The 24396-nt window shown below is 64.3% G+C and carries 25 protein-coding genes and 2 pseudogenes; 14 read left to right on the forward strand and 13 right to left on the reverse strand.

Annotated elements, in window-relative coordinates; translation table 11 throughout:
* Window positions 1-57: 57 nt before the first annotated feature.
* The 3 genes from glcF to IVB24_RS36815 all read right to left on the reverse strand — a co-directional run bounded on the left by glcF (window position 58) and on the right by IVB24_RS36815 (window position 4182).
* Window positions 58-1380 carry a glycolate oxidase subunit GlcF gene (gene glcF / locus IVB24_RS36805; RefSeq protein ID WP_247771484.1) on the reverse strand — a complete coding sequence of 441 codons (1323 nt, stop codon included), beginning with the start codon at window positions 1378-1380 and terminating at the stop codon, window positions 58-60.
* Complete coding sequence (locus IVB24_RS36810) at window positions 1377-2615, reverse strand: FAD-binding protein (protein WP_247771485.1); 1239 nt, start codon at window positions 2613-2615, stop codon at window positions 1377-1379. The genes glcF and IVB24_RS36810 overlap by 4 nt, the downstream gene beginning before the upstream one ends.
* 73 nt (window positions 2616-2688) lie before the next feature.
* Window positions 2689-4182, reverse strand: coding sequence for an FAD-linked oxidase C-terminal domain-containing protein (locus IVB24_RS36815; RefSeq protein WP_247771486.1), 1494 nt, complete (start codon window positions 4180-4182; stop codon window positions 2689-2691).
* 281 nt (window positions 4183-4463) lie between these two features.
* Here IVB24_RS36815 and cycA point away from each other — a divergent pair, with 281 nt between their 5' ends.
* A complete protein-coding gene (cycA, locus tag IVB24_RS36820) occupies window positions 4464-4859 on the forward strand; it encodes a cytochrome c-550 CycA (protein ID WP_094973125.1) in 396 nt (131 codons plus the stop codon).
* Between the two features lie 899 nt (window positions 4860-5758).
* On the opposite strand, the gene IVB24_RS36825 is transcribed toward cycA, so the two are convergent.
* Window positions 5759-6715, reverse strand: a complete 957-nt coding sequence (locus tag IVB24_RS36825; RefSeq protein WP_247771487.1) for an alpha/beta hydrolase — start codon at window positions 6713-6715, stop codon at window positions 5759-5761.
* Window positions 6716-7057: 342 nt separating this feature from the next.
* Here IVB24_RS36825 and IVB24_RS36830 point away from each other — a divergent pair, with 342 nt between their 5' ends.
* Entirely contained in the window at window positions 7058-7240 is a 183-nt protein-coding gene (locus IVB24_RS36830) for a hypothetical protein (RefSeq protein ID WP_247771488.1), read from the forward strand.
* A gap of 7 nt (window positions 7241-7247) precedes the next feature.
* On the opposite strand, the gene IVB24_RS36835 is transcribed toward IVB24_RS36830, so the two are convergent.
* The 3 genes from IVB24_RS36835 to ykgO all read right to left on the reverse strand — a co-directional run bounded on the left by IVB24_RS36835 (window position 7248) and on the right by ykgO (window position 8604).
* Window positions 7248-7508: a hypothetical protein gene (locus IVB24_RS36835; protein WP_094973491.1), complete on the reverse strand. Its 261-nt coding sequence runs from the start codon at window positions 7506-7508 to the stop codon at window positions 7248-7250.
* Between the two features lie 226 nt (window positions 7509-7734).
* Entirely contained in the window at window positions 7735-8373 is a 639-nt protein-coding gene (locus IVB24_RS36840) for a tetratricopeptide repeat protein (protein WP_094973128.1), read from the reverse strand.
* Window positions 8374-8478: 105 nt separating this feature from the next.
* Window positions 8479-8604, reverse strand: a complete 126-nt coding sequence (ykgO, locus tag IVB24_RS36845) for a type B 50S ribosomal protein L36 (protein WP_006611362.1) — start codon at window positions 8602-8604, stop codon at window positions 8479-8481.
* Window positions 8605-8915: 311 nt separating this feature from the next.
* On the opposite strand from ykgO, the gene IVB24_RS36850 reads away from it, so the two are divergent.
* A complete protein-coding gene (locus IVB24_RS36850) occupies window positions 8916-9800 on the forward strand; it encodes an amidohydrolase family protein (protein ID WP_097657474.1) in 885 nt (294 codons plus the stop codon).
* A gap of 200 nt (window positions 9801-10000) precedes the next feature.
* Here IVB24_RS36850 and IVB24_RS36855 read toward each other — a convergent pair whose 3' ends face one another.
* On the reverse strand, window positions 10001-10735 hold the full coding sequence (locus IVB24_RS36855) for an SDR family oxidoreductase (RefSeq protein ID WP_247771489.1): 735 nt from the start codon (window positions 10733-10735) through the stop codon (window positions 10001-10003).
* Between the two features lie 84 nt (window positions 10736-10819).
* On the opposite strand from IVB24_RS36855, the gene IVB24_RS36860 reads away from it, so the two are divergent.
* From IVB24_RS36860 to IVB24_RS36875, 4 genes are all read left to right on the forward strand, one after another.
* Window positions 10820-11254 carry a helix-turn-helix domain-containing protein gene (locus IVB24_RS36860; RefSeq protein WP_094973131.1) on the forward strand — a complete coding sequence of 145 codons (435 nt, stop codon included), beginning with the start codon at window positions 10820-10822 and terminating at the stop codon, window positions 11252-11254.
* A gap of 244 nt (window positions 11255-11498) precedes the next feature.
* Window positions 11499-12239: a haloacid dehalogenase type II gene (locus IVB24_RS36865; protein ID WP_247771490.1), complete on the forward strand. Its 741-nt coding sequence runs from the start codon at window positions 11499-11501 to the stop codon at window positions 12237-12239.
* 21 nt (window positions 12240-12260) lie between these two features.
* On the forward strand, window positions 12261-12728 hold the full coding sequence (locus IVB24_RS36870) for a YbaK/EbsC family protein (RefSeq protein WP_247771491.1): 468 nt from the start codon (window positions 12261-12263) through the stop codon (window positions 12726-12728).
* A gap of 59 nt (window positions 12729-12787) precedes the next feature.
* Window positions 12788-13609 (forward strand): adenylate/guanylate cyclase domain-containing protein, encoded by an 822-nt coding sequence (locus tag IVB24_RS36875; protein WP_247774245.1) that lies wholly within the window; start codon window positions 12788-12790, stop codon window positions 13607-13609.
* 67 nt (window positions 13610-13676) lie between these two features.
* Here IVB24_RS36875 and IVB24_RS36880 read toward each other — a convergent pair whose 3' ends face one another.
* Window positions 13677-14033: a hypothetical protein gene (locus IVB24_RS36880; protein ID WP_247771492.1), complete on the reverse strand. Its 357-nt coding sequence runs from the start codon at window positions 14031-14033 to the stop codon at window positions 13677-13679.
* A 416-nt stretch (window positions 14034-14449) separates the two neighbouring features.
* On the opposite strand from IVB24_RS36880, the gene IVB24_RS36885 reads away from it, so the two are divergent.
* Complete coding sequence (locus IVB24_RS36885) at window positions 14450-14707, forward strand: hypothetical protein (protein WP_140483741.1); 258 nt, start codon at window positions 14450-14452, stop codon at window positions 14705-14707.
* 116 nt (window positions 14708-14823) lie between these two features.
* On the opposite strand, the gene IVB24_RS36890 is transcribed toward IVB24_RS36885, so the two are convergent.
* On the reverse strand, window positions 14824-15759 hold the full coding sequence (locus IVB24_RS36890) for a LysR family transcriptional regulator (protein ID WP_166467200.1): 936 nt from the start codon (window positions 15757-15759) through the stop codon (window positions 14824-14826).
* 118 nt (window positions 15760-15877) lie between these two features.
* Between IVB24_RS36890 and IVB24_RS36895 the strand changes: the two genes are divergently transcribed.
* The 5 genes and pseudogenes from IVB24_RS36895 to wrbA form a co-directional block, all read left to right on the forward strand.
* Window positions 15878-16630, forward strand: a complete 753-nt coding sequence (locus IVB24_RS36895) for an SDR family oxidoreductase (protein ID WP_094973137.1) — start codon at window positions 15878-15880, stop codon at window positions 16628-16630.
* Window positions 16631-16659: 29 nt separating this feature from the next.
* The gene (locus tag IVB24_RS36900; RefSeq protein WP_166473878.1) at window positions 16660-17358 is read left to right on the forward strand and encodes a pirin family protein; all 699 of its coding nucleotides are present in this window, start codon (window positions 16660-16662) and stop codon (window positions 17356-17358) included.
* A gap of 156 nt (window positions 17359-17514) precedes the next feature.
* A pseudogene (locus IVB24_RS36905) lies at window positions 17515-17583 on the forward strand (NAD(P)H:quinone oxidoreductase); the annotation flags it as partial.
* A gap of 55 nt (window positions 17584-17638) precedes the next feature.
* Window positions 17639-18792, forward strand: a protein-coding gene (locus IVB24_RS36910; RefSeq protein WP_247768201.1) for an IS3 family transposase whose coding sequence is annotated in 2 segments (ribosomal slippage) — window positions 17639-17888 and window positions 17888-18792 — 1155 coding nt in all. Because the reading frame shifts where the segments join, the coding sequence is not laid out codon by codon here.
* Window positions 18793-18824: 32 nt separating this feature from the next.
* A pseudogene (gene wrbA, locus IVB24_RS36915) lies at window positions 18825-19361 on the forward strand (NAD(P)H:quinone oxidoreductase); the annotation flags it as partial.
* Between the two features lie 60 nt (window positions 19362-19421).
* On the opposite strand, the gene IVB24_RS36920 reads toward wrbA, so the two are convergent.
* The 3 genes from IVB24_RS36920 to IVB24_RS36930 all read right to left on the reverse strand — a co-directional run bounded on the left by IVB24_RS36920 (window position 19422) and on the right by IVB24_RS36930 (window position 23155).
* Window positions 19422-20567, reverse strand: coding sequence for a GNAT family N-acetyltransferase (locus IVB24_RS36920; RefSeq protein WP_247771493.1), 1146 nt, complete (start codon window positions 20565-20567; stop codon window positions 19422-19424).
* 119 nt (window positions 20568-20686) lie between these two features.
* Window positions 20687-22039 (reverse strand): O-antigen ligase, encoded by a 1353-nt coding sequence (locus tag IVB24_RS36925; RefSeq protein WP_247771494.1) that lies wholly within the window; start codon window positions 22037-22039, stop codon window positions 20687-20689.
* A 15-nt stretch (window positions 22040-22054) separates the two neighbouring features.
* Complete coding sequence (locus IVB24_RS36930; protein ID WP_247771495.1) at window positions 22055-23155, reverse strand: glycosyltransferase family 1 protein; 1101 nt, start codon at window positions 23153-23155, stop codon at window positions 22055-22057.
* A 245-nt stretch (window positions 23156-23400) separates the two neighbouring features.
* On the opposite strand from IVB24_RS36930, the gene IVB24_RS36935 reads away from it, so the two are divergent.
* Window positions 23401-24393 (forward strand): glycosyltransferase, encoded by a 993-nt coding sequence (locus IVB24_RS36935; protein ID WP_247771496.1) that lies wholly within the window; start codon window positions 23401-23403, stop codon window positions 24391-24393.
* The last annotated feature ends 3 nt before the right edge of the window (window positions 24394-24396 follow it).

A 24396-nucleotide genomic window follows, 5' to 3' on the forward strand; every position in this document is an offset into this window, starting at 1 on the left:
TGGTCGATCGGGCGTCGTTCCAGCGCCGCCTCCGGACGAAAGCTCGGGCTTGAAAGCTCAAACTTGCGCGTTCAATGCCGGTCGCGACCCGCCCGTAGCCCAATCGAGAAGCTCAATCGTGTGTACGACCGGAACTGACGTGCCACTGGCAATCTGCACCATGCAGCCGATATTGCCCGCGGCAATCATGTCCGGCTTGACGCTCGCGATGTTGGCGACCTTGCGATCGCGCAACCGGCCCGCAAGCTCGGGCTGGAGAATGTTGTAGGTCCCCGCCGAACCGCAACACAAATGGCTCTCCGGTACATCTTTCACCACGAATCCATTCTTGGAAAGCAATTCTTTCGGAAGCGTCGTGATTTTCTGCCCGTGCTGCAACGAACACGCTGAGTGATAGGCGACGACGATGTTGTCCTGTCGCGCAGTCGGCTCGAGTCCGAGGCCGGCGATGTATTCGGTGATGTCCTTGGCGAGCGCAGACACCTTTGCCGCATCGGCGGCGAATGCCTTGTCCTCACGCAGCAGATAGCCGTAGTCCTTGATAACCGTGCCGCAGCCCGAGGTCGTCACCAGGATCGCGTCGAGCCCCTCGCCGGCCGCTTCCCTTTGCCAGGCCGTGATGTTGGCTCGCGCCCGCGCCAATGCATCCTGATCGTTGCCGAGGTGATGGGTCAGCGCGCCGCAGCACTGCTCGTCCCTGACAAGGACAACCTCGATGCCGTGGCGGGTGAGGAGACTGATGGCGGCCTGGTTGATGCGCGGCGCCAGCACCTGCTGGGCGCAACCCTGGAGCAGCGCGACCCGGCCGCGCTTCTTGCCGAGCGCCGCGAACACGCTACCCGGCAGCGCCCCCCGCGGCGGCAGTCGGTTGGGCGCCAGCGCCAGCATCGCCTTGATACGCTGGATCAGGCCGGGTGTCGCCGAGGGCCGCGGCGTCGGCAGGAACACGGCAAGCGGACGGGCGAGCCGCGCCAGCATCATGCTGATGCGAAAACGCTGCGGGTCCGGCAGGACGAAGGCCAGCACCTGGCGCAGCAGCCGCTCGGCCAGGGGCCGCTGATAGCGCTGCTCGATCCTGACCCGGGCCTGGTCGACGAGATGCATGTAATTCACCCCTGAGGGGCAGGTCGTCATGCAGGCCAGGCACGACAGGCAACGGTCGACATGCTTGACCACCTCGGCCGTCGGCGCCTGGTCCTTCTCCAGCATCTCCTTGATCAGGTAGATGCGGCCGCGCGGGCTATCGAGCTCGTCGCCGAGCAGCACATAGGTCGGACAGGTCGCGGTGCAGAAGCCGCAATGGACGCAGGCGCGCAGGATCTTGTCGGCTTCCGCGATGTCGGGATCGGCGAGCTGGGCAAGCGAGAATTCGGTCTTCATGCCACAGCGCCTCGGCTCAAGCGGCCCCGGTTCAGAACGGTCTTTGGATCGAAACTGGCGCGCACCCGCTCGCTCAGGGCGGCGACGCCTGATGCCTGCGGATGGAAGACGTCCACATCGCGCCTGACGTCCTCGGCCGCCCGGATCAGCGTAGCGTGGCCGCCGACGGCATTGGCCCGCATCCGCACCGCCGGTGCATGCGCATCGTCCTTCGGCGGCAGAGCCGCCCAGATCAGCCCGCCGCCCCAATCGTAGATCACGTCGCCCCCCGTCTCCCGCGCCAATAGCGTGCCGATCGCAGCGCCCGAGGCCGGTGGGCAGACGATGCGCCAGACCGGCCAGCCGCCGAGCGCGCCGCCGGCCGCGAACGGCAGCACGTCGCGGACCGTCGCCCACAGCGCGGCAGATGCCGCGTCCTCGATCAGGGTCGCGGTTCCGAACGGCGCCAGCAATTCCCGCAGCGAACCGGCGCGATGGGCCGCGGAAGCCGTGATGCCTTCGAGCCGCAGCGCGGTCAGCGACCCACCCTCGGCGGCGAGATCGCCCAGCGCCTCGGTCCCGGCCCGGAGGGTCGACGCCGGCAGGTGAGCCGCACCGGAGACGTCGAAGGGCGAGCCGAGCGCCGCAGTCATCGCCTTGTTGGCGACGGCATCATCCAACCCGCGCAGCAGCAGCGTCCGCTCGGCCTCGGGCTTCGGCATCACCTTCAGCGTGACCTCGGTCATGACCGACAGCGTGCCCCAGGAGCCCGCGAGCAGCTTGCAGAGGTCGTAGCCGGTAACGTTCTTCACCACCTTGCCGCCGGTCTTGAAACTGTCGCCGAAGCCCGAGACGGCGTGCGCGCCGAGCAGATGGTCGCGCGCCCCGCCCGCCCTGATGCGGCGCGGACCGGCGAGCCCGGCTGCGATCATGCCGCCGATGGTTCCGAGCGCCGGCGTGCCGAGCAGCGGCGCCGTATTCATCGGCTCGAAAGCGAATTGCTGGTTCTTGGCATCGATCAGCGACAGCACATCGGCCAGTGGCGCGCCGGCCTGGAGCGTGACGATCAGCTCGTTGGGCTCGTAGGCGGTGACGGCATTGAGCGCGGAGAGATCGAGCACGGCATTGGTCGCCATCGCGTGGCCAATGCCGCGCTTTGAGCCATGACCGATGATCTCGAGCGGCTGCTCATTGGCAATCGCCGCGCGCACCACCTCTTCGATGTCTTTGGCGTCACGTACCTTGAGCGTATCCACGAGTGAGCCGGTATCCAAGTTGAGAGCGGAAAGCAAATTTGGGGGCGTTGCAGCGAAGGCGCTGCGATCGACGCTAGAACCGCGGAATGTCCGGAAACGCCAGCTTGCCGGCATGGACATGCATGCGACCGAGCTCGGCGCATCGGTGCAGGGTCGGAAACACCTTTCCGGGATTGAGCAGACCTTGCGAATCGAAGGCGCATTTCAGCCGCTGCTGCTGGTTGAGGTCTACTTCCGAAAACATCTCCGGCATCAGGTCGCGCTTCTCGATGCCGACGCCGTGCTCGCCGGTGAGCACGCCGCCGAACTCGACGCAGGCGCGCAGGATGTCGGCGCCGAAGGCTTCGGCGCGCTCGATCTCGCCGGGCTTATTGGCATCGTAGAGGATGAGGGGATGCAGATTGCCGTCGCCGGCGTGGAACACGTTGGCGCATCCGAGCTGGTATTTTTCGCCGAGCTCGCGGATGCGGGCCAGCGCCTTCGGCAGCGCGCCGCGGGGGATGGTGCCGTCCATGCAGAGATAGTCCGGCGATATCCGCCCCACGGCGGGGAACGCGGCTTTGCGGCCGGCCCAGAACAGATTGCGTTCGGCCTCCGAGGTCGAGATCTGGCAGGTGGTCGAGCCGCAGCCGTTCGCAATGGTCTCGACGCGCGGGATCAGTTCGTCGACCTCGATCTTGGGCCCGTCGAGCTCGATGATGAGCAGCGCCTCGACATCGAGCGGATAGCCGGCATGCACGAAAGCTTCAGCGGCGTGGATCGCCGGCTTGTCCATCATCTCCATGCCGCCAGGGATGATGCCGGCGCCGATGATGCGCGCCACGCATTCGCCGGCGGCCTCGACCTCGGCGAAGCCGACCATCAGCGCGCGCGCCGTCTCCGGCTTCTGCAGGATGCGCACCGTGACCTCGGTGATGACGCCGAGCAGGCCTTCGGAGCCGGTGATGACGCCCATCAGATCGTAGCCGGCGTTCTCGCACCCCTTGCCGCCGATGCGCAGGATCTCGCCGCTCATCAGCACGATCTCGCAACCGAGTACGTTGTTGGTGGTCATGCCGTATTTGAGGCAGTGCACGCCGCCGGAATTCTCCGCGACATTGCCGCCGATCGAGCAGGCGATCTGCGAGGAGGGATCGGGCGCATAGTAGAAGCCGGCATGCGCGACCGCCTGGCTGATGGCGAGATTGGTGACCCCAGGCTCGGTGACGACGACGCGGTTGTCGAAGTCGATCTCGCGGATGCGCTTGAACTTGCCGAGCCCGAGCAGCACGCCGTCCTCGAGCGGCAGCGCGCCGCCGGATAACGATGTGCCGGAACCGCGCGGCACCACCTTGATGCCTTGCCCTGCACAATATTTCAGGATCAGCGAGATCTGCTCGGTCGTCTCGGGCAGCACCACGACCATCGGCGGCTGTCGATACGCCGTCAGCCCGTCGGACTCATAGGCCCGCATCTCGGCAGGCGCATCGATCACGCCCTCGCCGGGCACGATCGCGCGCAACGCAGCAACGATCTCGGCGCGGCGCGCGAGCACGGCCTGGTCGCTCGCAGGCATCATGATGGCCATGTTGAATCCTTCATGATTTATCCTTCCACCTCACGCCGCCCGATTCAATTTGTCTCGGCAAATCAATCACGTCCGCGGGTGTTTGGGTAGGCCATCCGAAAGTCGAATCGACCATCTGCTGCCAGTTCGCTCTGGGACAAGTCGGAAATCGTGAAACCTGTCATGGTTTGGTGGCTTGTCCAAGCCGAGCAGGCCTGCCAAAACCGGCAGGTCGGGCGATTGCCGATCCGGCAAGAGACTGACCAGCCCAGACCCACCAGGGAAGAGACGAAGAGCACCCGATGACAAAACTGATTTTTGGCGCACTGACGATCCTCACCGCGATTGCCACCGCACCCGCCGCGATGGCGCAGGATGTTGCGGCCGGCAAGACGTCGTTCAACAAATGCCTGGCCTGCCACGCGATCGGCGAAGGCGCCAAGAACAAGGTGGGCCCCGAGCTCAACGGTCTCAACGGCCGCAAGTCGGGAACCGCTCCGGACTACAATTATTCGGACGCGAACAAGAATTCCGGCATCACCTGGGACGAAGCCATCTTCAAGGAATACATCAAGGACCCCAAGGCCAAGATCCCCGGCACCAAGATGGCGTTCGCCGGCATCAAGAACGAGAACGAGATCAACAATCTCTGGGCCTATGTGTCGCAGTTCGACAAGGACGGGAAGATCAAGCAGTAAGCACGTAGCGGACAGCCGACGCGGCTTCGGTTCTGATCGAGTCAGGACCGAAGCTGTCGCTTTTTGGCTTGCGCACATGGCTTCGCGTTCTCGCGGCGTAATTCGCCCGAGCTTTGCTTCATCTTTCACCCTCTGAATCCAAGAGGGCACAGGGAAGGCCGGGTGCCGGCTGGCACCCGCGGTCCGCTGCGCGAAAGGCACGCGCAAAAAAGACCGCACAGCAGCATACAGGTGTCGCCGATCACTCGGCCTTCCCTGCGCAGTGGCTGGACGGCTTATGCCGTGATCTCCCGGGAGCCGACCATTCCTTCTGGCCTCCCTCGCCGTTCAAATTGACGATGCCGTCCACCCGGTTGGGCTCGCGCACATCTTCGAACAGCTTGACCGTGGCAACGACGGTCAGGACCACACGGTTTTGCCGTACGCACGGCCCGCCATGTCGCCGCAGTATTCCCTGGCTCCGTCGACAGAGCCGGAAACTTACGAGCGAGACGAAGCCTAGCAGCGCCGTCGTCCGCACGCGGTTACGGACTCACAGGGACTACCCGCCCTGCCCGCACCTCTCGTGCCGACGCTGCCGCGTCCACCGCAACCCCGGCTCGCGAACATGACGACGACAAGTCGCCCCTCTTGGGTGAGCCGGGATGGGCGACACATACGCCGAAACCGAATTTCGGTAAAGTGGAATATTTTCGCGCGCGTGGATTGACAGAGGCCGACACAGGCACGGTCCCGTAGCCCGGATGGAGCCAACGGGTCGGCGCGAAGCGCCGCCCGATGACAGGCTCCGCGCAATCCGGGACGGTGCGAAATGCCGGGCGAGCGGTCCCGGATTCCGCTTCCGCCTTCGCTCTTCGAGCTACGGCGGAGCTCCATCCGGGTTACGGGAGCATTCCGCTCTAATCGGCCGCCGCCTGCGCCGGGGCGATTTTCCCGATCATGGTCTCGATTTCCGTCTTCACGAGTTCCGGCACGGCGTTCTGCACCATGTGGCCGAGATCGGGCAGCACGATCAGCTTCGCATGCGGCACCATAGCCGCGAACGGGCGCGCGTGGATGTTGGTCTTCACCGTCTTGTCGGGCTCGCCGGCGATGATCGTGACCGGTGCCGAGATCTCGCCGTAGCGCGCGGCTTGCGCCGTCACCGCCTGCTTCAGCGTCACCAGATCATAGGCATTGGCGATGAACTCGCGCGGGCGCAGCAGCAGCGGCGTCGCGGAATCCTGCACGAATCCATCCGGCATCATCTGCGGCAGGAATACGTTGCGCGCACCGGGCTCGGCCAGAAAGTAGCCGAGCGGCAGGGTGACCGTGTAGGCGAGCAGCGGACCGATCACCGGCGTTGCGATGATCTCGTTGTAACGGCCGACGCCGCCGCGCCAGGGATGGGTGACGGGAGCGAGCATGACCAGGCCCGCGACGCGGCCGGGATGATCGAGCGCAATCCGCGCGCCGAGCGCACCGCTCCAGGAATGAACGACGAAGACCGCGCGATCGATTCCGAGCTTGCCCAACGCCTCGTCGATCATCCGCGCCTGGATCTGCGGCGTGGAATCCTGGCGCCGCGCGCGCGTGCTCCAGCCGTGGCCGGGACGGTCGACCAGGATGACGCGATGGTCCTTGGCGAGGAGGTCGCCGAGCGGGCGCCGCATCGCTTCGAGATTGGAGCTCGCACCGTGCAGCATCACGATCGGCAATCCCGCATCGCGCGGGCCGATATCGACGACGTGAAGCGTCGCGCCGTCGACCTCGACCATCCCGCCCTGCCGCGGAAAGGCGCGCTGCACGGCGACGATTCCAGCCTGCGTGACCAGCGCCAGCAGAACCAGCGCCGTCACGACTGACATCACGATCATGGAGAGAATCCGGGAGATCCTGGGCACAGGGCGATTACGGCTCTCGTGGGCAACAGTTTCGCTCCGCCGGCTTTCCGTGCGTCCACAAAAAAGGGTGGGGCTGTGGATATGTGCATAATTGAAGAACGCAAAAGCTCAATGGAATCAACAATATTCCATGAGCACGCGCAAGCCTCGGAACGCTTCATGCAGCCGTCATCGCGGCTTCCTTATAATCGCCACGGTCGGTTCCGCCATCTAGGCGCGGGTGGGCGCCGATCCTCCTCGCAGGCCCCAGGGCAATCTCAGGGGATACGGGAAAGACCGGCAGGATTTGTCCTGATTTGAACCGGAGGATTTTCGATGAGCTTCAGATCGAACGACACTGCGATCGACGAGATCGTGGCGAGTTGCAACGGCGATCTGCGCGGTGCCGTGCGGGCGCTGCTGCTGATCAACGAGCACCTGGAAACGGAGCTGGCAATGGCTTACGCCGCAGCCATCGATCGCGGCCCGGTCGAACGCGGCGGCAACGCCCTGCATTGATGACCGGCTAGTTCGTGCCGTCCTCTTCCTTTTCCTCGTCCGGCGTGGGCGCGGGACAGGCGCGGATGGTCGAGCGGGCAAGCTTGGCATCGGCCCTGGACTTGTAGGGACCGTCGCCGAACCAGATATCGCCGATGATCACGGGATTGCTGGTCACGATGTTGCATTTTCCGGTGGCGCGGTTGCCGACCACCCAGAACAGTCCGTCGGCGAAGCTCAACGTTCCCGACGCCAGCAGCAACACACCCGCAAAGATCAAACGCTTCATGGCTTTTGCTCCTGCCATGCAGGTAGGCCTGCGGCGGCGCCGGCAATAGTGCTCACGATGCCGCGCTTCCGATCGTGGTTAATCCGAAGCCGCCGCGTTCACTCAAGACATGATCGAGTTTTAAAGCATGATCCGGAAAAGTGCGCAGCGGTTTTCCGGAAAGATCATGCGCAAACAACAACCTGAAGCGCGATGACGATCCATCCTGATCGCATCGCGCTTTGGGCTAAATATCGCGTCCCTCGACCTTCTCGGTCAGCGATTTGACCTGGTCGGGGATCTTTTCGAGGTGCGGATTGACGGCGAGCGCCTTGCGATAGGCATCGAGCGCGCGCTTCTCGTCGCCGACCTCCTGCATGATCATGCCGAGGCCTGCGAGCGCGCCGAAATGGCGCGGCTCCCGGATCAGCACCTGCTGGATATCGGCGAGCGAACGACCATAGTCGTTCTGCATGTAGTAGAGCGTGGCGCGCCGGTTCCAGGCCTCGATGTAGTCGGGCCGGAGCTTGATGACGGAATCCAAAAGCTTGATCGCGACATCGATCTTCTTGGCATCGACCGCGGTCTTCGCCCGCGACATCAGCAACGACGCGGTGTCGCTCGGGGTCTGCAGCCAGATCGCCCAGATCCGCGCCTCGACATGCTTGGCGCTGACCTCGTCGGGCGCCGCCTTCAACGCGCCGAACAGGAAATCGAGATTCTTGGTGCGATCGACCTTGGGCAGCTTGGCCGGCGCTTCCGGGAGCTTCTTCTGCTTGCCCGGCGGCGTCGGAGGATCAGCCTGCGCCTGCGCCGGAGCGAGGCCGACTGTTCCCAGCACGAGGGCCAGACAAAAAGTGCGCGCGAAAAGGAATCTCACTGCCATGGTCAAAGTGTAAACGCGTAAAGCCGCCCTTGCAAAGCAAAGGCGGCGTCAAACTCGTGTGAGCAGTGGTCTTCCGGGGCGCGCGAAAGGCCCTCGGCAGGGATATCAGCCCTGGCGAGCCTTGAAGCGGCGCTGCACCTTGTTGATCACATAGACCCGGCCCTTGCGGCGGACCAGGCGGTTGGCGCGATGGCGACCGCGCAGCGACTTCAGGGAGTTACGGACCTTCATGGCAGAATCCTGAACGTTCGAAAGGCCGTGTTCGGCACTACCGTTTCGGCACGCGCGAATGTGGCAAAATGAGATTTTTCCCGCCGGCGGACGACCGCCCGGGACGGGGCGGTTCTTAAGGCATGGCGGGAGGTCATGTCAATGTTAACTGCCCCGTTCCACCCCAGCAAAATCTCGAAAGCAACCCCTGCACCGGAGAAGCGTCCGGATCGGCCCGATTTATCGCCAAGGAAATCGGGGGTCTTTCGACGACGCCTTGCCAAGTTCGTTATATCATATAATCAATTCGGCAACCCGTCGGGAGGAAACCCATGCCGAAGCTGAAGCTGCCTGATATCGACAAAGTCGTTGCCATCGACATCCACACCCATGCCGAGGAGCCCTGCGGCTGCCATCCCGACGACGGCTATGACGATTTCCAGGCGCAGATGGCGGAGTACTTCAAGTCGCCGAACAAGCATCCGCCGACGGTGCCGGAGACCGCGGCCTATTACCGTTCCAAGAACATTGCCGCGGTGATCTTCCCGGTCGATGCCGAGCGCGAGACCGGCTTCCGCCGCTACAACAATTACGAGATGATCGAGGCCGCCTCCGACCATCTGGACGTCCTCATCCCCTTCGTCTCGATCGACCCGCACAAGGGCAAGCTCGGCGCGCGCGAGGCGCGCAAGCTGATCGAGGAATACGGCGTGCGCGGCTTCAAATTCCACCCGACCATGCAGGGCTTCTACGCCAACGACCGCATGGCCTATCCGCTCTACGAAGAGATCAACAATGGCGGCGCGGTCGCGCTGTTCCACACCGGCCAGACCGGTGTCGGCTCGGGCATGCCCGGCGGCATGGGGATGCGGCTGAAATATTCCAACCCGATGTACATGGACGACGTCGCGGCCGATTTCCCCGACCTCAAGATCATCCTCGCCCACCCTTCCTTCCCCTGGCAGGAAGAGGCGCTGTCGGTCGCGACCCACAAGCCGAACGTCTATATCGACCTCTCCGGCTGGTCGCCGAAATACTTCCCGCCGATCCTGGTGCGCTACATCAACTCGATCCTGCAGGACAAGATGCTGTTCGGCTCGGACTGGCCGGTGATCACGCCCGACCGCTGGCTGTCGGACTTCGCCAAGATCGAGATCCGCGACGAGATCCGGCCGAAGGTGCTGAAGGCCAACGCGCGCAAGCTGCTGGGGATATAATCCAGGCGTGATGAGATCACGTTGATGACTACGACGGAGGCGCACTCCCTCTCCCGCTTGCGGGAGACGGTCGGGGAGAGGGTGTTTCCGCAAAGGGACAATCGCCAAGAGGAGAAAGCCCTCACCCGGCGCCCGGCACGATGCTTCGCATCGCCCGGACGCGCCGACCTCTCCCGCAAGCGGGAGAGGTGAACGGAGCCTCAGATCTGAGCGAGGCCTCCGTCGACGAAGACTTCGCTGCCCGTCATGAAGCTGCTGTCCGACGACGCCAGGAACGCGGCGACCGCGCCCGTCTCTGACGGGGCTGCCACGCGGCCGAGCGGCGTCGTGCTGCCGAGCGCATCGAAGGCCTCCTCGCCGACGATCTCCAGTGCCAGCTCGGTCTTGGTCGGCCCCGGTGACAGCACATTGACGCGGATGCCTGTGCCGCGCAGGTCCTGCGCCCAGCTCCGCGCCAGATTCCGAACCGCGGCTTTGGTCGCGCTGTAGATGCTGAACTGCGGCGTCCCCATCACCCCCGTGCTCGACCCGGTCAGGATGATCGACGCGCCTTTCATCATCAGCGGCAGCGCCTTCTGCACGGTGAAGACCAGCCCCTTCACGTTGACGTCGAAGATATGATCGTAATGCTCGACCGTGATCTCGCCGAGCGGCGCGAACAACCCGGTGCCGGCATTGGCGAACAGAATGTCGAGCCCGCCCCGTTCTTTCTTCACCGTCTCGTAGAGCCGCTCGAGGTCGGCCAGATCCGTCACCGAGCCCCTGATGGCTCGCGCCGAAGATCCGAGCTTCGCCACGGCGGCGTCGAGCTGCTCCTGCCGTCGCCCGAAAATGTAGACGAACGCGCCCTCGTCGATGAAGCGCTTCGCCGCTCCAAATCCGATGCCGGTTCCGCCGCCGGTCACCACTGCCGTCTTGCCTTGTAGTCTGCTCATGATGTGCTCCTTCACTGAGGTTGCACTGAGCTGGCGGCGTACACACCTATCGACAAGTATGCACCTTTTGGTAAGTACCCAAAAATGTCAGACACCACTCTCCCGCCTGCACAGGCTCAAACACCGGTCCAGAGCTGCACGCCGACTTTGCCCGGCTTCACCTGCGGCCTGGATGCAACCTTGCGGGTCGTCGCCGGCAAGTGGAAGCCGCTGATCCTGTACTTCGTCGCCCAGGACGGCCCGACCCGCTACGGCGAGCTTCGGCGCGCCATCCGCGACGTCAGCGACAAGGTGCTGATCCAGCAGTTGAAGGAGCTGGAGGCCGATGGGCTCGTGAAGCGGACCGACTACAAGGAAGTGCCGCCGCGGGTGGACTACAGCCTCACCCCGTTGGGCCACAGCCTGGCCCAGGCTCTGGTGCCGCTCTGCACGTGGGGCACGGAACACATGGCCGAGGTCAGCCAGGTGTTCGCAGAGCGGGCGACCTGGACGCGGCGAGGGCGTGAGCCGATCGGCTAGATTGCGCTGCATTTCGTGAGGACGGTGCCAAACACATGGCGGCTTGTCGGCTGTCATAGTCCGGCAGGTTTTTGCCTTGCGTTGATCGCCGGATCAGCGGACGGCGCGCCAAGTCCGCTCGGGGGTGACAAGCCGCCGATCACACTTTCATTGGCAGACTTCCGCTGTGCTTTGGTAAGCTGACGGTTATACGCACTCCCCAAGCGGGGTTCTTGTGACTACGACGATCCCGGAGGACTGGTCGATGCCCATCAACGCCGTCGTCTTCGACGCCTACGGAACGCTCTATGACATCCAATCGGTCGCCGACGTCACAGAGGATGCGTTTCCGGGCTATGGCGAGATCATCACGCAGGTCTGGCGCATCAAGCAGCTCGAATACAGCTGGTTGCGCTCGCTGATGGGACGATACCAGGACTTCGCAGCGGTCACGCGCGACTCGCTCACCTATACGCTGCGCATGTTGGGACTTGCCTACGAACGCGAGGCATTCGAGCGCGTGATCGAGAAATATATGCACCTCGAACTCTATCCGGATGCGATGAGCGCGCTCGCAGCCCTGAAGCCACGAAAACTCGCGATCCTCTCCAACGGCAGCCCGGACATGCTGAATGCACTGGTGCGCAATTCCGGCCTCGACGGCCTGCTCGATGCAACCATCAGCGTCGATGCCAAGAAGATCTTCAAGCCGAGCCCGGCAGCGTATGAGCTGATCGGCGAGGAGCTCGGCACCGCGCCGCATGAGGTTCTGTTCGTGTCCTCCAATCCCTGGGACGCGGCGGGGGCAAAGTCGTTTGGACTGAACGTCGCCTGGATCGAGCGGGTGACGCCGGAAGCCATGGCGCTGGCTTGCCTCGAGAACGAACTCGTGGCACCGCTGACGATGTTCAAGGCGATCCGCACCCAGATGGACGAGCTTGGCTTTGCACCTGACCACCGCGTCCGTTCACTCTCGGAATTGCCTTCACTTGCCGCCCGCCCGTAAGTTCTCGATGAGCCGACCTGAATGAGCCTGGAATCCGTTCGCGCCTTTTTCGCCGAGAAAGCCCCCGACATCTCCGTCATCGAATCCGAGGTCAGTTCGGCCACAGTGCCGCTGGCCGCAGAAGCCTATGGCGTCGAGCCCGGCATGATCGCCAAGACGCTGAGCTTGCGCGTCGGCGAACGCGTGATCCTGATCGTCGCCGCCGGCACCTCGCGGATGGACAACAAGAAGGTCAAGGCGCAGTTCGGCGGCAAGCCGAAGATGCTGGGGCTGGAGGAGGTCGCCGACATCACCGGACACGAGGTCGGCGGCGTCTGCCCGTTCGGCCTGAAGTCGCCGCTGCCGGTCTATTGCGACGTCTCGCTGAAAGCGTTCGACGTGGTGGTCCCGGCCGCGGGCTCGACCCACAGCGCGGTTCGCATCACGCCGGAGCGGATGGCCGAACTGACCGGCGCCGAGTGGGTCGACGTCTGCGAGGTCAGACCGTAAGGCGGCACCGGATACGATCTCTGGTGCATTTGCCGGTCAGGGAGGCTAGCATGGCGCCGATGACCGACGACAAGGTGAAACGACGACTGACTACCGTGCTGTGCGCCGACGTGTACGGCTATTCGCGTCTGATGGAAGCGGACGAGACAGGAACGCTGGAGACGCTCCGCCGCTACCGCACGGCCATCGCGCGACTGGTCGAGCGCCATGACGGCCGCATCGTGAATACCTGGGGCGATGCCGTCATCGCCGAGTTCGCCAGCGTCGTCGAGGCCGTGCAATGCGCGGTCGAGATCCAGCAGGAAATCGCAAGTCACGCTGCGGACGCGCCGCAGGCGAGCCCGATGCAGTTTCGCATCGGCATCAACCTCGGCGACGTCATGGTGGACGGCACCGACATCTATGGCGACGGGGTCAATATCGCATCGCGGCTGCAAGAGCTCGCCGAACCCGGCGGCGTCGTGATCTCGAGCTCCGTCTACGATCAGGTGCACAACAAACTGTCCGTTGGCTTCGACTGCCTCGGCCAGCGTCCGATGAAGAATATTGCCCCCCTGACCAGTTATCGGCTGACCTTGGGCGGCCAGACCGCTGTGCCGGGAGGCTTCCCGATCGAGGCGAGTGCAGAGCGCCCGCGCGCTTCGCGGATGGACGACAGGCGCGAGCCGTCGTCGGCGCCGAACATCGTCTCGGATTGGCTCGCAAAGCTGCCCCGCCCGCTTGCCGCGGCCCTCACGGTGTCGGCCTTCCTGATTCTGATCAATCTTTTCACCGGCAGTAAGATCTGGTTCCATTGGCCGGTCGCAGCCATTCTGTTCGGTGTCGTCCTGCGGATGGCGCTCGGACATCGAGCTGAATCGAACAGCAGGACGGAGCGCTGAACGAGCGCACGCCAGCATCGTCGCACCCGGCGCCGCGCAAATTTCCGGATCAAGCGCTCATCAGAGCCTAATCGTTGTCATCGTCATAGGGACGCGGTTGCGCCTGCGGAGGTGGCGGCAACGCATCGTCATAGCGCGGCGGCGGTGCGGCTCGATTGCGTGGCACCTGCTGCTGCGGCGGCATCTGGTTGTTGGACTGGAACACGGCGCGGCAGCCGCTCGATAGCTGCGGCGTATTCTGCCGCAGGCAGGCGGTGATCCGGCCGACGTCCGGAATCTGATCGCTGCACAGACGCCAGACGTCCGGCGTGCAGGCCATCTGCTGTTCCATGGTCCCGCGATATTCTTCGGCGAATGCTGCGCCCGGCGCCACCATGCCGCCGATCGCGAGCACGACACCCAGCGCAATTCGCTCTGTTCGCATGTCCCGATCCTTCTCGATTCCCATCTTCGATTTCCTGGGATTCTCATCAGTCAATGAGGCGGGAGCCGGTTCTGGACCAACAACAAAATGTGAAAAAGGGGCCTGGAACCTACTCCAACTTGCCGATCGTCTTCACCGCCGCAATCAGCCGCCTGCTGTCGGTCGCGACGAATTTCGCGAAGGCCGGACCTGGTAACGCAGCGCGCAGCAACGGCAATGCAGCAGCGGCGCGCAGGACATCGCGTCGATCCATGGCAGGTCCCTCCCCCGATTTTTTCTTGGTTCGGCACCAGCCTGGCGTGACGATCGGCAAGAACAAGACGTTAACGAAACGTTATCCATGTTTGGCCCGCAGCCCGGAACGCCGCACCAAAGCCACCGTTGCCTTCCCAGATCCGCTCGTCAGGGAGTGTGCCATGGGAAAGCTTGCGACCATCGACGTAGCCCTCGACGAGATGCTGGTGAATCTCGCAGCGATCGTCCTGCGGCTGTCAAAGCCCGAATTGACGCGAACCCCGGAAGCACGCAACGCATTGGCGCAATCGGTGCATCAATACGCGGTGTGCGCGGCGCGCTCCACCGATCCGCGTGTGCACGAATTGAAATCGCAGTTGGAAGAGACGCTGAAACCGAACTTGCGTATCGCCTCAATCGACGGCGTGAAGGTGTCGTAGTCAGGCTCCTTCGTTGCGACCAGCGCTTGCGACGAAGTAATCCAGTCTCCCCCTGCGGAGACACTCTGGATTGCTTCGCTGCGCTCGCAATGACGCGGACGTTGAGGCCGCTCGCTCTAAGACGCCTTCACCTTCCCGCGCGGCCGCCGCTTGCAGGTGCCCGGTAACTTCGCCGCGAGGAAATCGCCGAGCGCTTCGACGCGGGCGGGACGCGGGCCGCCGGGGGGCGTCACCAGGTGCACCGCGCCTTCAGCCTGCTTCCAGTCCTTCAGGATCACTTCGACCTCTCCCGAGGAGATGGCCTCGCCGACGATGAACTCCGGAAGCTCAGCAATGCCGAGGCCGGCGATCAGCGCCGGCATCACGGCTTCGCCATTGTTGACGCGGAGCTGTCCGCCCGGGCGCACGCTGGCCTGCTCGCCGGCCGAATTGGTGTAGTGCCAGACATTGGGCGTCGAGAGATAGGCGTAGCTGAAGCATTTGTGCTCGGCCAGATGCATCGGATGCGTCGGCCGTCCGTGCTTCTTCAGATAGGACGGCGCAGCCACGGTGAAGCGCGGCATGGTGAAGAGCCGCCGCGCGATCAGCGAGGAGTCCGGCAGCCGCGCGATCCGCACCGCCATGTCGAAGCCCTCGCCGATCAGGTCGATGGTCGCATCGCTCAAATGCAGATCGACCGAGACTTCCGGATAGGCCTCGAAGAACTCCGGCAACAGCGGCGCCACCGCCTTGATCCCGAACGTCATGGGCACCGCGAGCCGCACCAGGCCGCGCGGCGCCACCGATTGCGCCAGCGCCTCGTTCTCCGCCGCTTCGCCGTCGGTCAAAAGGCGCGTCGCGCGCTCGGCGAGCTTGTGCCCGGCGTCGGTCAGCGCAAGCCGGCGGGAGGTGCGGTTGAACAGCCGCGCGCCGAGCCGCTCCTCCAGCCGCGTGACGGCCTTGGACACCGTCGCCTTGGACATCGCCAGCTCGCTCGCGGCCCCCGCAAAGGACCGTAATTCCACGACTTTCGCGAAGATCGCGAGCGCCTCGAAATCGGGGAGTTTTGCCATGGCAGCCCATCCGCAGGGGTATTTATGGAAACAATGCGTTTCAACAGTTTCTATTTCTATACCACAGGCGGAGGCTTATCCAAGGGTCAATCACAAACCCACGGACTGGAGAAATCCAATGACCAAGAAGCTCTCAGGCAAGGTTGCCCTCGTCACCGGCGGCTCGCGCGGCATCGGCGCGGCCTCTGCCCGCGCCCTCGCCGATGAAGGCGCTGATGTCGCCATCAGCTATGTCGCCTCGCCCGACAAGGCGGAGGCCGTCGTCGCCGAGTTGAAGGCCCGGGGCGTCAAGGCCCGCGCCTTCAAGGCCGACCAGGCCTCTGCCAAGGACGTCACCAAGCTCGTCAACGATGTCGCCAAGGAATTCGGCCATCTCGACATCCTCGTCAACAACGCCGGCGTCGCGGCTGGTGGCGCTGCCGACGATGCCAATGCCGACACTGGCGCGCTGGAGCGTCAGGACCAGGTCAATGTCCACGGCGTCATCGCCGCGATCCGCGCCGCTTCGCAGTTGATGGGTGAAGGCGGCCGCATCGTCACCGTCGGCTCGATGCTGGCCGACCGCGCCTCGTTCCCGGGTCTTGCCGACTACGTCGCGACCAAGGCGGCCGTCGTCGGCTACACCAAGGGCGCGGCGCGCGATCTCGGCCCGCGCGGCATCACCGTCAACGTCGTGCAGCCCGGCTCGATCAACACTGACATGAACCCGGATGACGACCGCGACTTCGCGGAAGCCCAGCGCAAGCAGCACGCGCTGCAGCGCTTCGGCCGTCCCGAGGAAGTCGCAGCCGGCATCGTGTTCCTCGCGAGCCCGGACGCCTCCTTCGTCACCGGTACCGTTCTCAACGTCGATGGCGGCTTCGGCGCCTGAGACGTCAAAATCAAACAAGGACCACGCAAATGATTGAACTCAGACCTTTCGACAAGCTCGGCGGCGCCGATCACGGCTGGCTCAAGGCCAAGCACCACTTCTCCTTCGCCAGCCATTATGACCCCGACAACATGGGTCACGGCGCCTTGCGGGTGTGGAACGACGATGAGATCGCACCGAACACCGGCTTTCCCGCCCATCCCCACGCCAACATGGAGATCATCACCTATGTGCGCGAGGGCGCGATCACCCATCAGGACAGCCTCGGCAATCAGGGTCGTACCGAAGCGGGCGACGTGCAGGTGATGAGCGCCGGCAGCGGCATTCGCCACTCCGAGTACAATCTGGAGCCGAGCAAGACCCGGATCTTTCAGATCTGGATCGAGCCAACGCTGCGCGGGGGACAGCCGACCTGGGGCTCGAAGCCGTTTCCGAAGGCCGATCGCTCCGGCAAGCTCGTCACCATCGCGAGCGGGATCGAAGGTGACACGGACGCGCTGCCGATCCGCGCCGATGCGCGGGTACTCGCCACCACGCTGAAGGCCGGCGAGAGCGCGGAGTACGCGCCGCAGAAGTCCCGGCATCTCTACCTGGTGCCTGCGGCAGGCGCAGTCGAGATCAACGGCGTGCGCGTCAACGCCCGTGACGGCGCCGCAATTCGCGACGAGGATCGGCTGAAGATCACCGCGCTGGAAGATACGGAGCTCGTGCTCGTCGACGCTGCGTAAGCGCGCCCCACACACAACCCGTCATGACCGGGCTTGACCCGGGCATCCATCGCCTTCGCAAGGAGCTTTTCCGAGCTTGATGGATTGCCGGGTCAAGCCCGGCAATGACAGCGAACAAGACAACTCAACGCATCAAACCCACACACGGAGCCCATCATGACCAAAGTTCTCGTCCTCTATTATTCCGCTTACGGCCACATCGAAGCGATGGCCAACGCTGTGAGCTGCTGCCGGTTTGATGGACACCGAGATTGGGTGTTTCATGAAGCCGGAGGTGGTCATGCAGAGACGGAAGTTCAGTCGAGAGTTCAAGGTCGAGGCGGTCAAGCTTGTCAGGGAACGAGGGGTGTCGGTGGCGCAAGCCGGCCGCGACCTGGGGGTTCATGAGAACGTGCTGCGCAAATGGGTGAAGGAGTTCGGCTCCGATCCCGTTCAGGCCTTCCCCGGCCACGGGCAAATGAAGCCTGAGCAATTGGAGATCGAGCGGCTGCGGCGCGAGGTCACCAAGCTGAAGGCGGAGCGGGACATCCTAAAAAAGGCCGCTGCCTACTTCGCGAAGGAAGCGACATGAAGTTCGGCTTCATCGCGAAGCACCGGACCATCTGGCCGGTGGCATGGCTATGCGAAGCAATGGGCGTATCGCGGTCGGGCTTCCATGCCTGGCTGAACCGATCGCCCAGCGCCAGATCCCGAAGCGACGAGACGGTAGGCCAGAGGGTCAAGGCGAGCTTCGTTGCCAGCGACCGGACCTATGGCGCACGGCGCGTCTGGAGAGACCTTCTGGCAGACGGCGTCGACTGCGGCCTGCATCGAATCGAGCGGCTGATGCGCCTGCAGGCCTTGCGGGCGAGACCAAGGCGCCGGCGCCTGCCGAAGGACGAAGGCGACCGGCAGATAGCGAACGTGCCGGCGAACCTTCTGGATCGTCAGTTTGTGGCTGAGCGGCCGAACCAGAAGTGGATCGCCGACTTCACCTACATCTGGACCGCCGAGGGCTGGCTCTACGTGTCGGCCGTGATCGACCTGTTCTCGCGCCGTGTGGTCGGCTGGTCGATGAGCTCTAGTATGACAGCGCAATTGGTTGCCGATGCCCTGTTGATGGCAGTCTGGCGCCGCGGCAACCCGGATGCTTTGATGCATCATTCCGATCGCGGCAGCCAATACGTCAGCGAACAGTTCCAGCGCCTGATGGCCGACAGCGGGATCGTTTGCAGCATGAGCCGATCCGGCAATGTGTGGGACAACGCGGCGATGGAGAGCTTCTTCTCGTCGTTGAAGACCGAGCGCACCGAGCGCAAGACCTATCGCACCAGGAACGAGGCAAGAGCAGATGTGTTCGACTACATCGAGCGGTTCTATAACGCCGTCCGGCGTCATTCGACCATCGGCTATCTCAGCCCCGTTGAGTTCGAGCGTAAGGTGGGATTAGCTTAACCTGGTGTCCATCAAACCGGCAGCAGCTCACTGTCGCCGAAGGCGCGCGCGAGGCGGGCGCCACCGTCGACATCAAGCGCGTGCCGGAGCTGGTGCCGGCCGAGGTCGCAAAGGCCTCCTATTACAAGGTCGATCAGGCCGCCCCTGTCGCCAAGATCGACGATCTCGCCAATTACGACGCGATCATCGTCGGCACCGGCACCCGCTTCGGTCGTATGGCCTCGCAGATGGCGAACTTCCTCGACCAGGCCGGCGGGCTCTGGGCCAAGGGCGCGCTGCACGGCAAGGTCGGCGGTGCCTTCACCTCGACCGCGACCCAGCATGGCGGCCAGGAGACGACGCTGTTCTCGATCATCACCAACCTGCTGCATTTCGGCATGGTCGTTGTCGGCATGAACTACGGCTTCGCCGGCCAGATGAAGCTCGACGAAGTCACCGGCGGCGCGCCCTACGGCGCCACCACGATCACGGGCGGCGACGGCAGCCGCCAGCCCAGCGCAAACGAACTCGCCGGCGCGCGCTATCAGGGACGCCAGATCGCGGAGACCGCCAGGAAGCTCCATGGCTGACGTGAACGGCTGAGCTTCATGGCTGATGGAAACGCGGCATTCCCGTTCGGGAATGCCGCTTCAGCGTATTCCCTTGCCCAGGACTCGCGCCGCAAGAGCTGCGACGGCTGGATGGCGGCGCAGGCCCTGCGCGGCATGGTCGCGCCACGCAAAGGGAGCGCCGCGCCAGGACAGCGCGACGCTGACGTCGGTCAGCGGGACCCTCTCGGCGCCGAAGCGACGCTTGTAGTCCTGGTTGCCGATGCTGAGGTCGAAGCGGCGCACGCCCCCGGCATGCAGCGCCGCCATCGTGCGCTCGATGACGAGCAGCCCCGGCGAGCAGCTCGACCATGAGGTGCCGCCGTGGCTGATGCGGAGGAGGTAATAGGTTGCGCCGGATCTGACGCCGAACGCGGTGGCGACGGTCCCCTCGTCGCAGACGAGCGCCGTGACGACGGCATAGCCTTCCGCGACGCCCCGGCGGGCGACCTCGCGGTAAAACCGGGCATGGGCGTCGTCGTTGAGGACGAACCGCGAGCCGAGCTGGCGCATACGCGCCTGCTGCTGCACATCCATGACGTCGAGCAGCTCATGCGCGCGCGCAACGTCCGCCGCGATCTCGAACCGCGCGCCCTCATGCCGGTCGAAGACGCGCCAGCAACGCGGCATCTGCATGCGCTTGATCGAGGCCTGATAGTCGGCATAGTCGTCGCCCATCAGCACGACATTGCCGTTCAGCGATGACGATCCGATCCGCCCCATCGCGACCAGCGGGTTCGGCTTGCCACTGACCTGGGCCGGCATCTTCCTGAAGCGCAGCAGGTCGAAGCGGTCCGGCAACGCGCGCAACGCCTCGACCAGGGCCCCGCCGATCGCATCCATTGCGGCGGCGTCCAACGCGGCATCGAGCGCCAGGATCGGCGCGTTGTTGTCGGAGACGCCGAGATCGGCGAATTCGACGATACGGATGCCGCGCCTGATACGGCTGACCATCGGCACCAGCGCGATGTCCTTGCCGGTGGCGGCATCCGAGATCACCGCGATCAGCGGTGCAAAATCGTGAAACGCCTGATACCACGCATCGAGCCAGTGACAATGCTGGAATGCGGTGCGATGCCCGGCGCTCAGCCGCGGCGCAGCCTGCCGCCAGTCACGCACGAAATCGATCGCGATCTTCGGCGTGCTGGACACGAGATCATCTGGTTGCTCGACGCTGAGGAACGTCATCTGCGGGGCATACGATTACGGAACGTTTCGATATGGATGATGTTTTGTCGCACTCCGCAAGAGACCTAGCCGCTCAATCGTTAAGCCAATGCCACCGTCGCGCCGGCTGCGACAAGCTGTCAGCGCTCCGGCTTCATCTGCTCGACGCATTGGAACCTGGCGAGGAAATGCAGGCCGGCCACCGCGAGCGCGAACATGAACCAGATCGGATTCTGCCGCTCGAGCAGGAAGGTCTCGGTCGCGCCGTAATACAGGCCGAACAGCCAGATGGTCAGGAACAGCTTTCCCAAAGCGCCGCTGCGGCTGTGAGTCTGTGCGGACTGGAAATTGCCGAGTGGTGCGAGCACGAAGACGAGGATCACGAGCAGCAGTCCCGGCAGACCGATGGTGACGGCGAGGTCGAGATAGCTGTTGTGGCTGTGCGCCGCCGAGGTCGCCCATTCGGCGCCCTGCGCGGTCTGCCGCGCCGTGACGTTGTCCCAGAAGGCCGCGTAGCCGTGACCGATGATCGGCTTCTCGGCGACGGCCGCCAGCGCAAACTCCCAGATCGCGGAGCGGCCGGTAAAGGTCGGATCGAGCGGCAGCAGGCGCGTCATCGCGCCCAACGCCGGGCTCAAGACGCTGCCGACCGTAAGCAAATTCATCACGATCAGCGGCACGAAGCAGATGATCCGCTTGAGCCACAGGCTGGGGGTGACATAGACCAGCGACGCCAGCGCGTAGATCGCAAGGCACAGCACCGACGAGGTCTTGCCGCCGGTGAAGATCAGGAAGATGCCGGCCAGCGCGGCGATCGCGGGTCCCATCACGAACGAGCCGATGGCGGTCAGGTAGATCCCGACATAGACCAGGATGGTCATCACGGGCGAGGCGATATTCTTATGGCCGAAACTGCCGCGCCAGTCGCCGGCAAGCTGTGGCTCGCCGATATCGAGCGCGGTGTGGATCGAATAATGCGGCGCGAGGAAGACGCCGAGATAGCACAGCGCGAGCAGCACCAGCGCAGCTCCGCCCAGGCACCAATTGAAGCTGCGCTGCGTCGGCGGCAGCAATGGCAGCAGGACGGCGAGCGACGTTATGCTGGCCGCGAGCACGAAGCGCTGGATCGAGACGCCGCGGCTTTCGGAGAGGGCGATGTTGATCACCAGCCAGCCCACGAGGCAGAGGTGAAGCGGTGTCACCAGCGTCTTCAGCGCGGGCGCATCCGTGGTGGCGACGAGCAGCACCGCGACCGCGGCGAGCAGCCCCCAGGCAACATAGGTCAGCGCCATTCGCCCGCCGACGACGGCGGTGACATCGGGATTGCGCAGGTCCGGGAAGGGATCGAGAGTTACCAGCACCAGCAGCAGCGCTGCGACGGCGACGAGGCAGCGCGCCGCCTGCACGGCATTCAGCTCCGCCAGGCCATCGCGCAGGGCACGGGCCAACGAACGGGTATCGAGATCAGTGATGTCGGCGGCGCTGCGGTTCATGCTGCGATCCACGGCTCAAGACACTTGCTGACGCCGGGGAGGCTCCAGGTCCAAGCTCAGCCCCGTTGAGAGTCCGTCGCCAGGCCTTTCGGACGTCTGCGCCGCCGGCTGCCGCACGATGCTGCGCGCGATCTCGTAATATTGCAGCGCCCGTTGCTCCAACGTGAGACTGTCCAGAACGTAACCGCGCGGATCGAACGCGCCCGCGGCACATCCTCCCCAGAAATTTTGCCAACCCGCCTCGAAGCCCGCGACGTCGACGAACTTGGCGCCGCAGCGCTCATCCCAATATGGCACCGACGACACCGGCGCGAACTGTACGCGGTGCGGATAGTAATCGGGGTCCCGCCATGGGCCGCCCGGATCCCAGGCGAAAACAGGCACGCCGCAAGACAAGGCCTGCTGATAGGCAATGCCCTGGCTCTCGTTCTGGCACAGGAAGATCATCGCGCGCGAACGCGCCAGCGCTTCCTGATAATCTTCTTCCTTGTAGCTGCCATAGCGCAGCTCCGTGAACGAGCGGCCCTCTTGGCGCAGACGGGCGCGGACGGGTTCGATCAACTCCGGCGCATAGCGCTCGCGGTCCCAGTGGACCTTGTCGTAGACCAGCACGTCGATCGTCTTTTGCGCTTGCGCCGACGGCGCCCACAGATCGGTGTCGATGCCGACCGGCCATGCCTCCGTCTCGGGCCAATACGGCCGGTACATGTCGACATACCAGGGGCCCGGCACCACGACCTTCTTCACCGGCAGGCGCTTGAACAGATCGGGGTCGTCGAGCGGATGATTGTGGGCGGCAACGCCGAGCAGGATCGGGTTCTTCCACGCGAACTTGTCGAGCAGGAAGGTGCGGCCGATGATGCAGGCGAGCTCTTCGGGATGCTGCGCGATGTAGCCGTAGTCGTTGACGCGGTAGCGGATGCCGAGCCGGTCGAGTCCGGCACGGAGATTGAGGAACACGCGAAGCTGGCCACTCATGCGCGGCTCGCCCATCAGCATGCGGCGCGCCATGCGCCGCAGATGCCGGTCGCCGGGAAACCAGCGGTCGTCCTTGTCCTCGTAGAAGAGGTTGAGGATCATCGCATCGGGGTCGTGTTCGAAACTCTTAGCGGGCACTGGATCCATCCGCGGCAGCAGGTAGCGCATTCTCGCATGGGACCGGCTGCCGCACTCCCCCAAATTTACCTCAGGCTTAATGCCAGCGGCTTAACGCTAACTGACGAAACCCGCGCCGCGCACCCGTTCCCGTCAACGATCCGACTGTAATGTGAGTATCATTCGCGGGCATGCCCATGTTGCGATCGATCGCATCATCCGTTCAGCCGCATGCGCCCTGGTTAACAGACTCTTAAAGGCGAGCCGTGGCTCAGATCACCGCCGAAGACGTTCTCGATTTGCCGGCCACCACACGCCTGGTTCCGGCGGTTCGCCAGCCACTGCCGTCGAGCTCGACCTGGTCGGTGTCCGTCGTCATTCCCGCCAAGAACGTTGCGGCCTATGTCGGCGAAGCCATCGCCAGCGCACTGGCGCAAGGCGAGGTGGGTGAAGTGATCGTCGTGGACGACGGCTCGACCGACGACACCACCGCCATCGTCCGCGGCATTCGCGATCCGCGGCTGCGCCTGATCACCAATGATTCCGCCGGCGTGTCGGCAGCGCGCAACCTCGGTGCGCGATATGCCCGCGGCGACTGGCTGCTCTTCCTCGATGCCGACGACCGCCTTCGCCCCGGCGCCGTGGCGGCGCTGCTGGCGGCGGCACGCGGGGCTCCGCGGGCGGTGCTCGTCTATGGCGATTACAACACGATCGACAGCGAAGGACACCAGATCGGCCGGCGCGGCCTGCTGAAGGGGCGCCGGAAACCGTCCGGCGACGTGCTGACGCGGCTCGCCGCAGGCAATTTCATCGTCAATGGCGGCATCGCGCTCGCACGCGCCGAGGCTTTCCGGGCCATCGGCGGCTTCGATACGTCCTTGAGATATTGCGAGGATTGGCATTGCTGGTGTCGTCTGGCGGCGATCGGCGAGTTCGAATTCGCGCCAAAACTGCTGCTCGATTATCGTCTGCACACCGCCAACACCATGAACGCCGCGGTTCGGACGCCGAAGGATTTCTTCCCTGCCATCGCGCGGGTGTTCGACGACGGACTGATCCTGGCACGCCTGCCCGAGGGCACGGCGGCCGGACTGCGCCTCGCCGCCGAACTTCATCTCATCACCTATTCGGCGATGCAGGCGGTTCGCTTCGGCCGATATCGCCAGGCGTTTTTCTATCTCGGAATGGTCGGCCGGCGCTCGTTCAAGGCGTTGCCGCGCGCCGCGGCCAGGACCGCCCTCGCCCGCTTCGGCATCTGATCG

Origin of the sequence: Bradyrhizobium sp. 192, from assembly GCF_023100965.1 — a bacterium.
Classification (GTDB): Bacteria; Pseudomonadota; Alphaproteobacteria; order Rhizobiales; family Xanthobacteraceae; genus Bradyrhizobium; species Bradyrhizobium symbiodeficiens.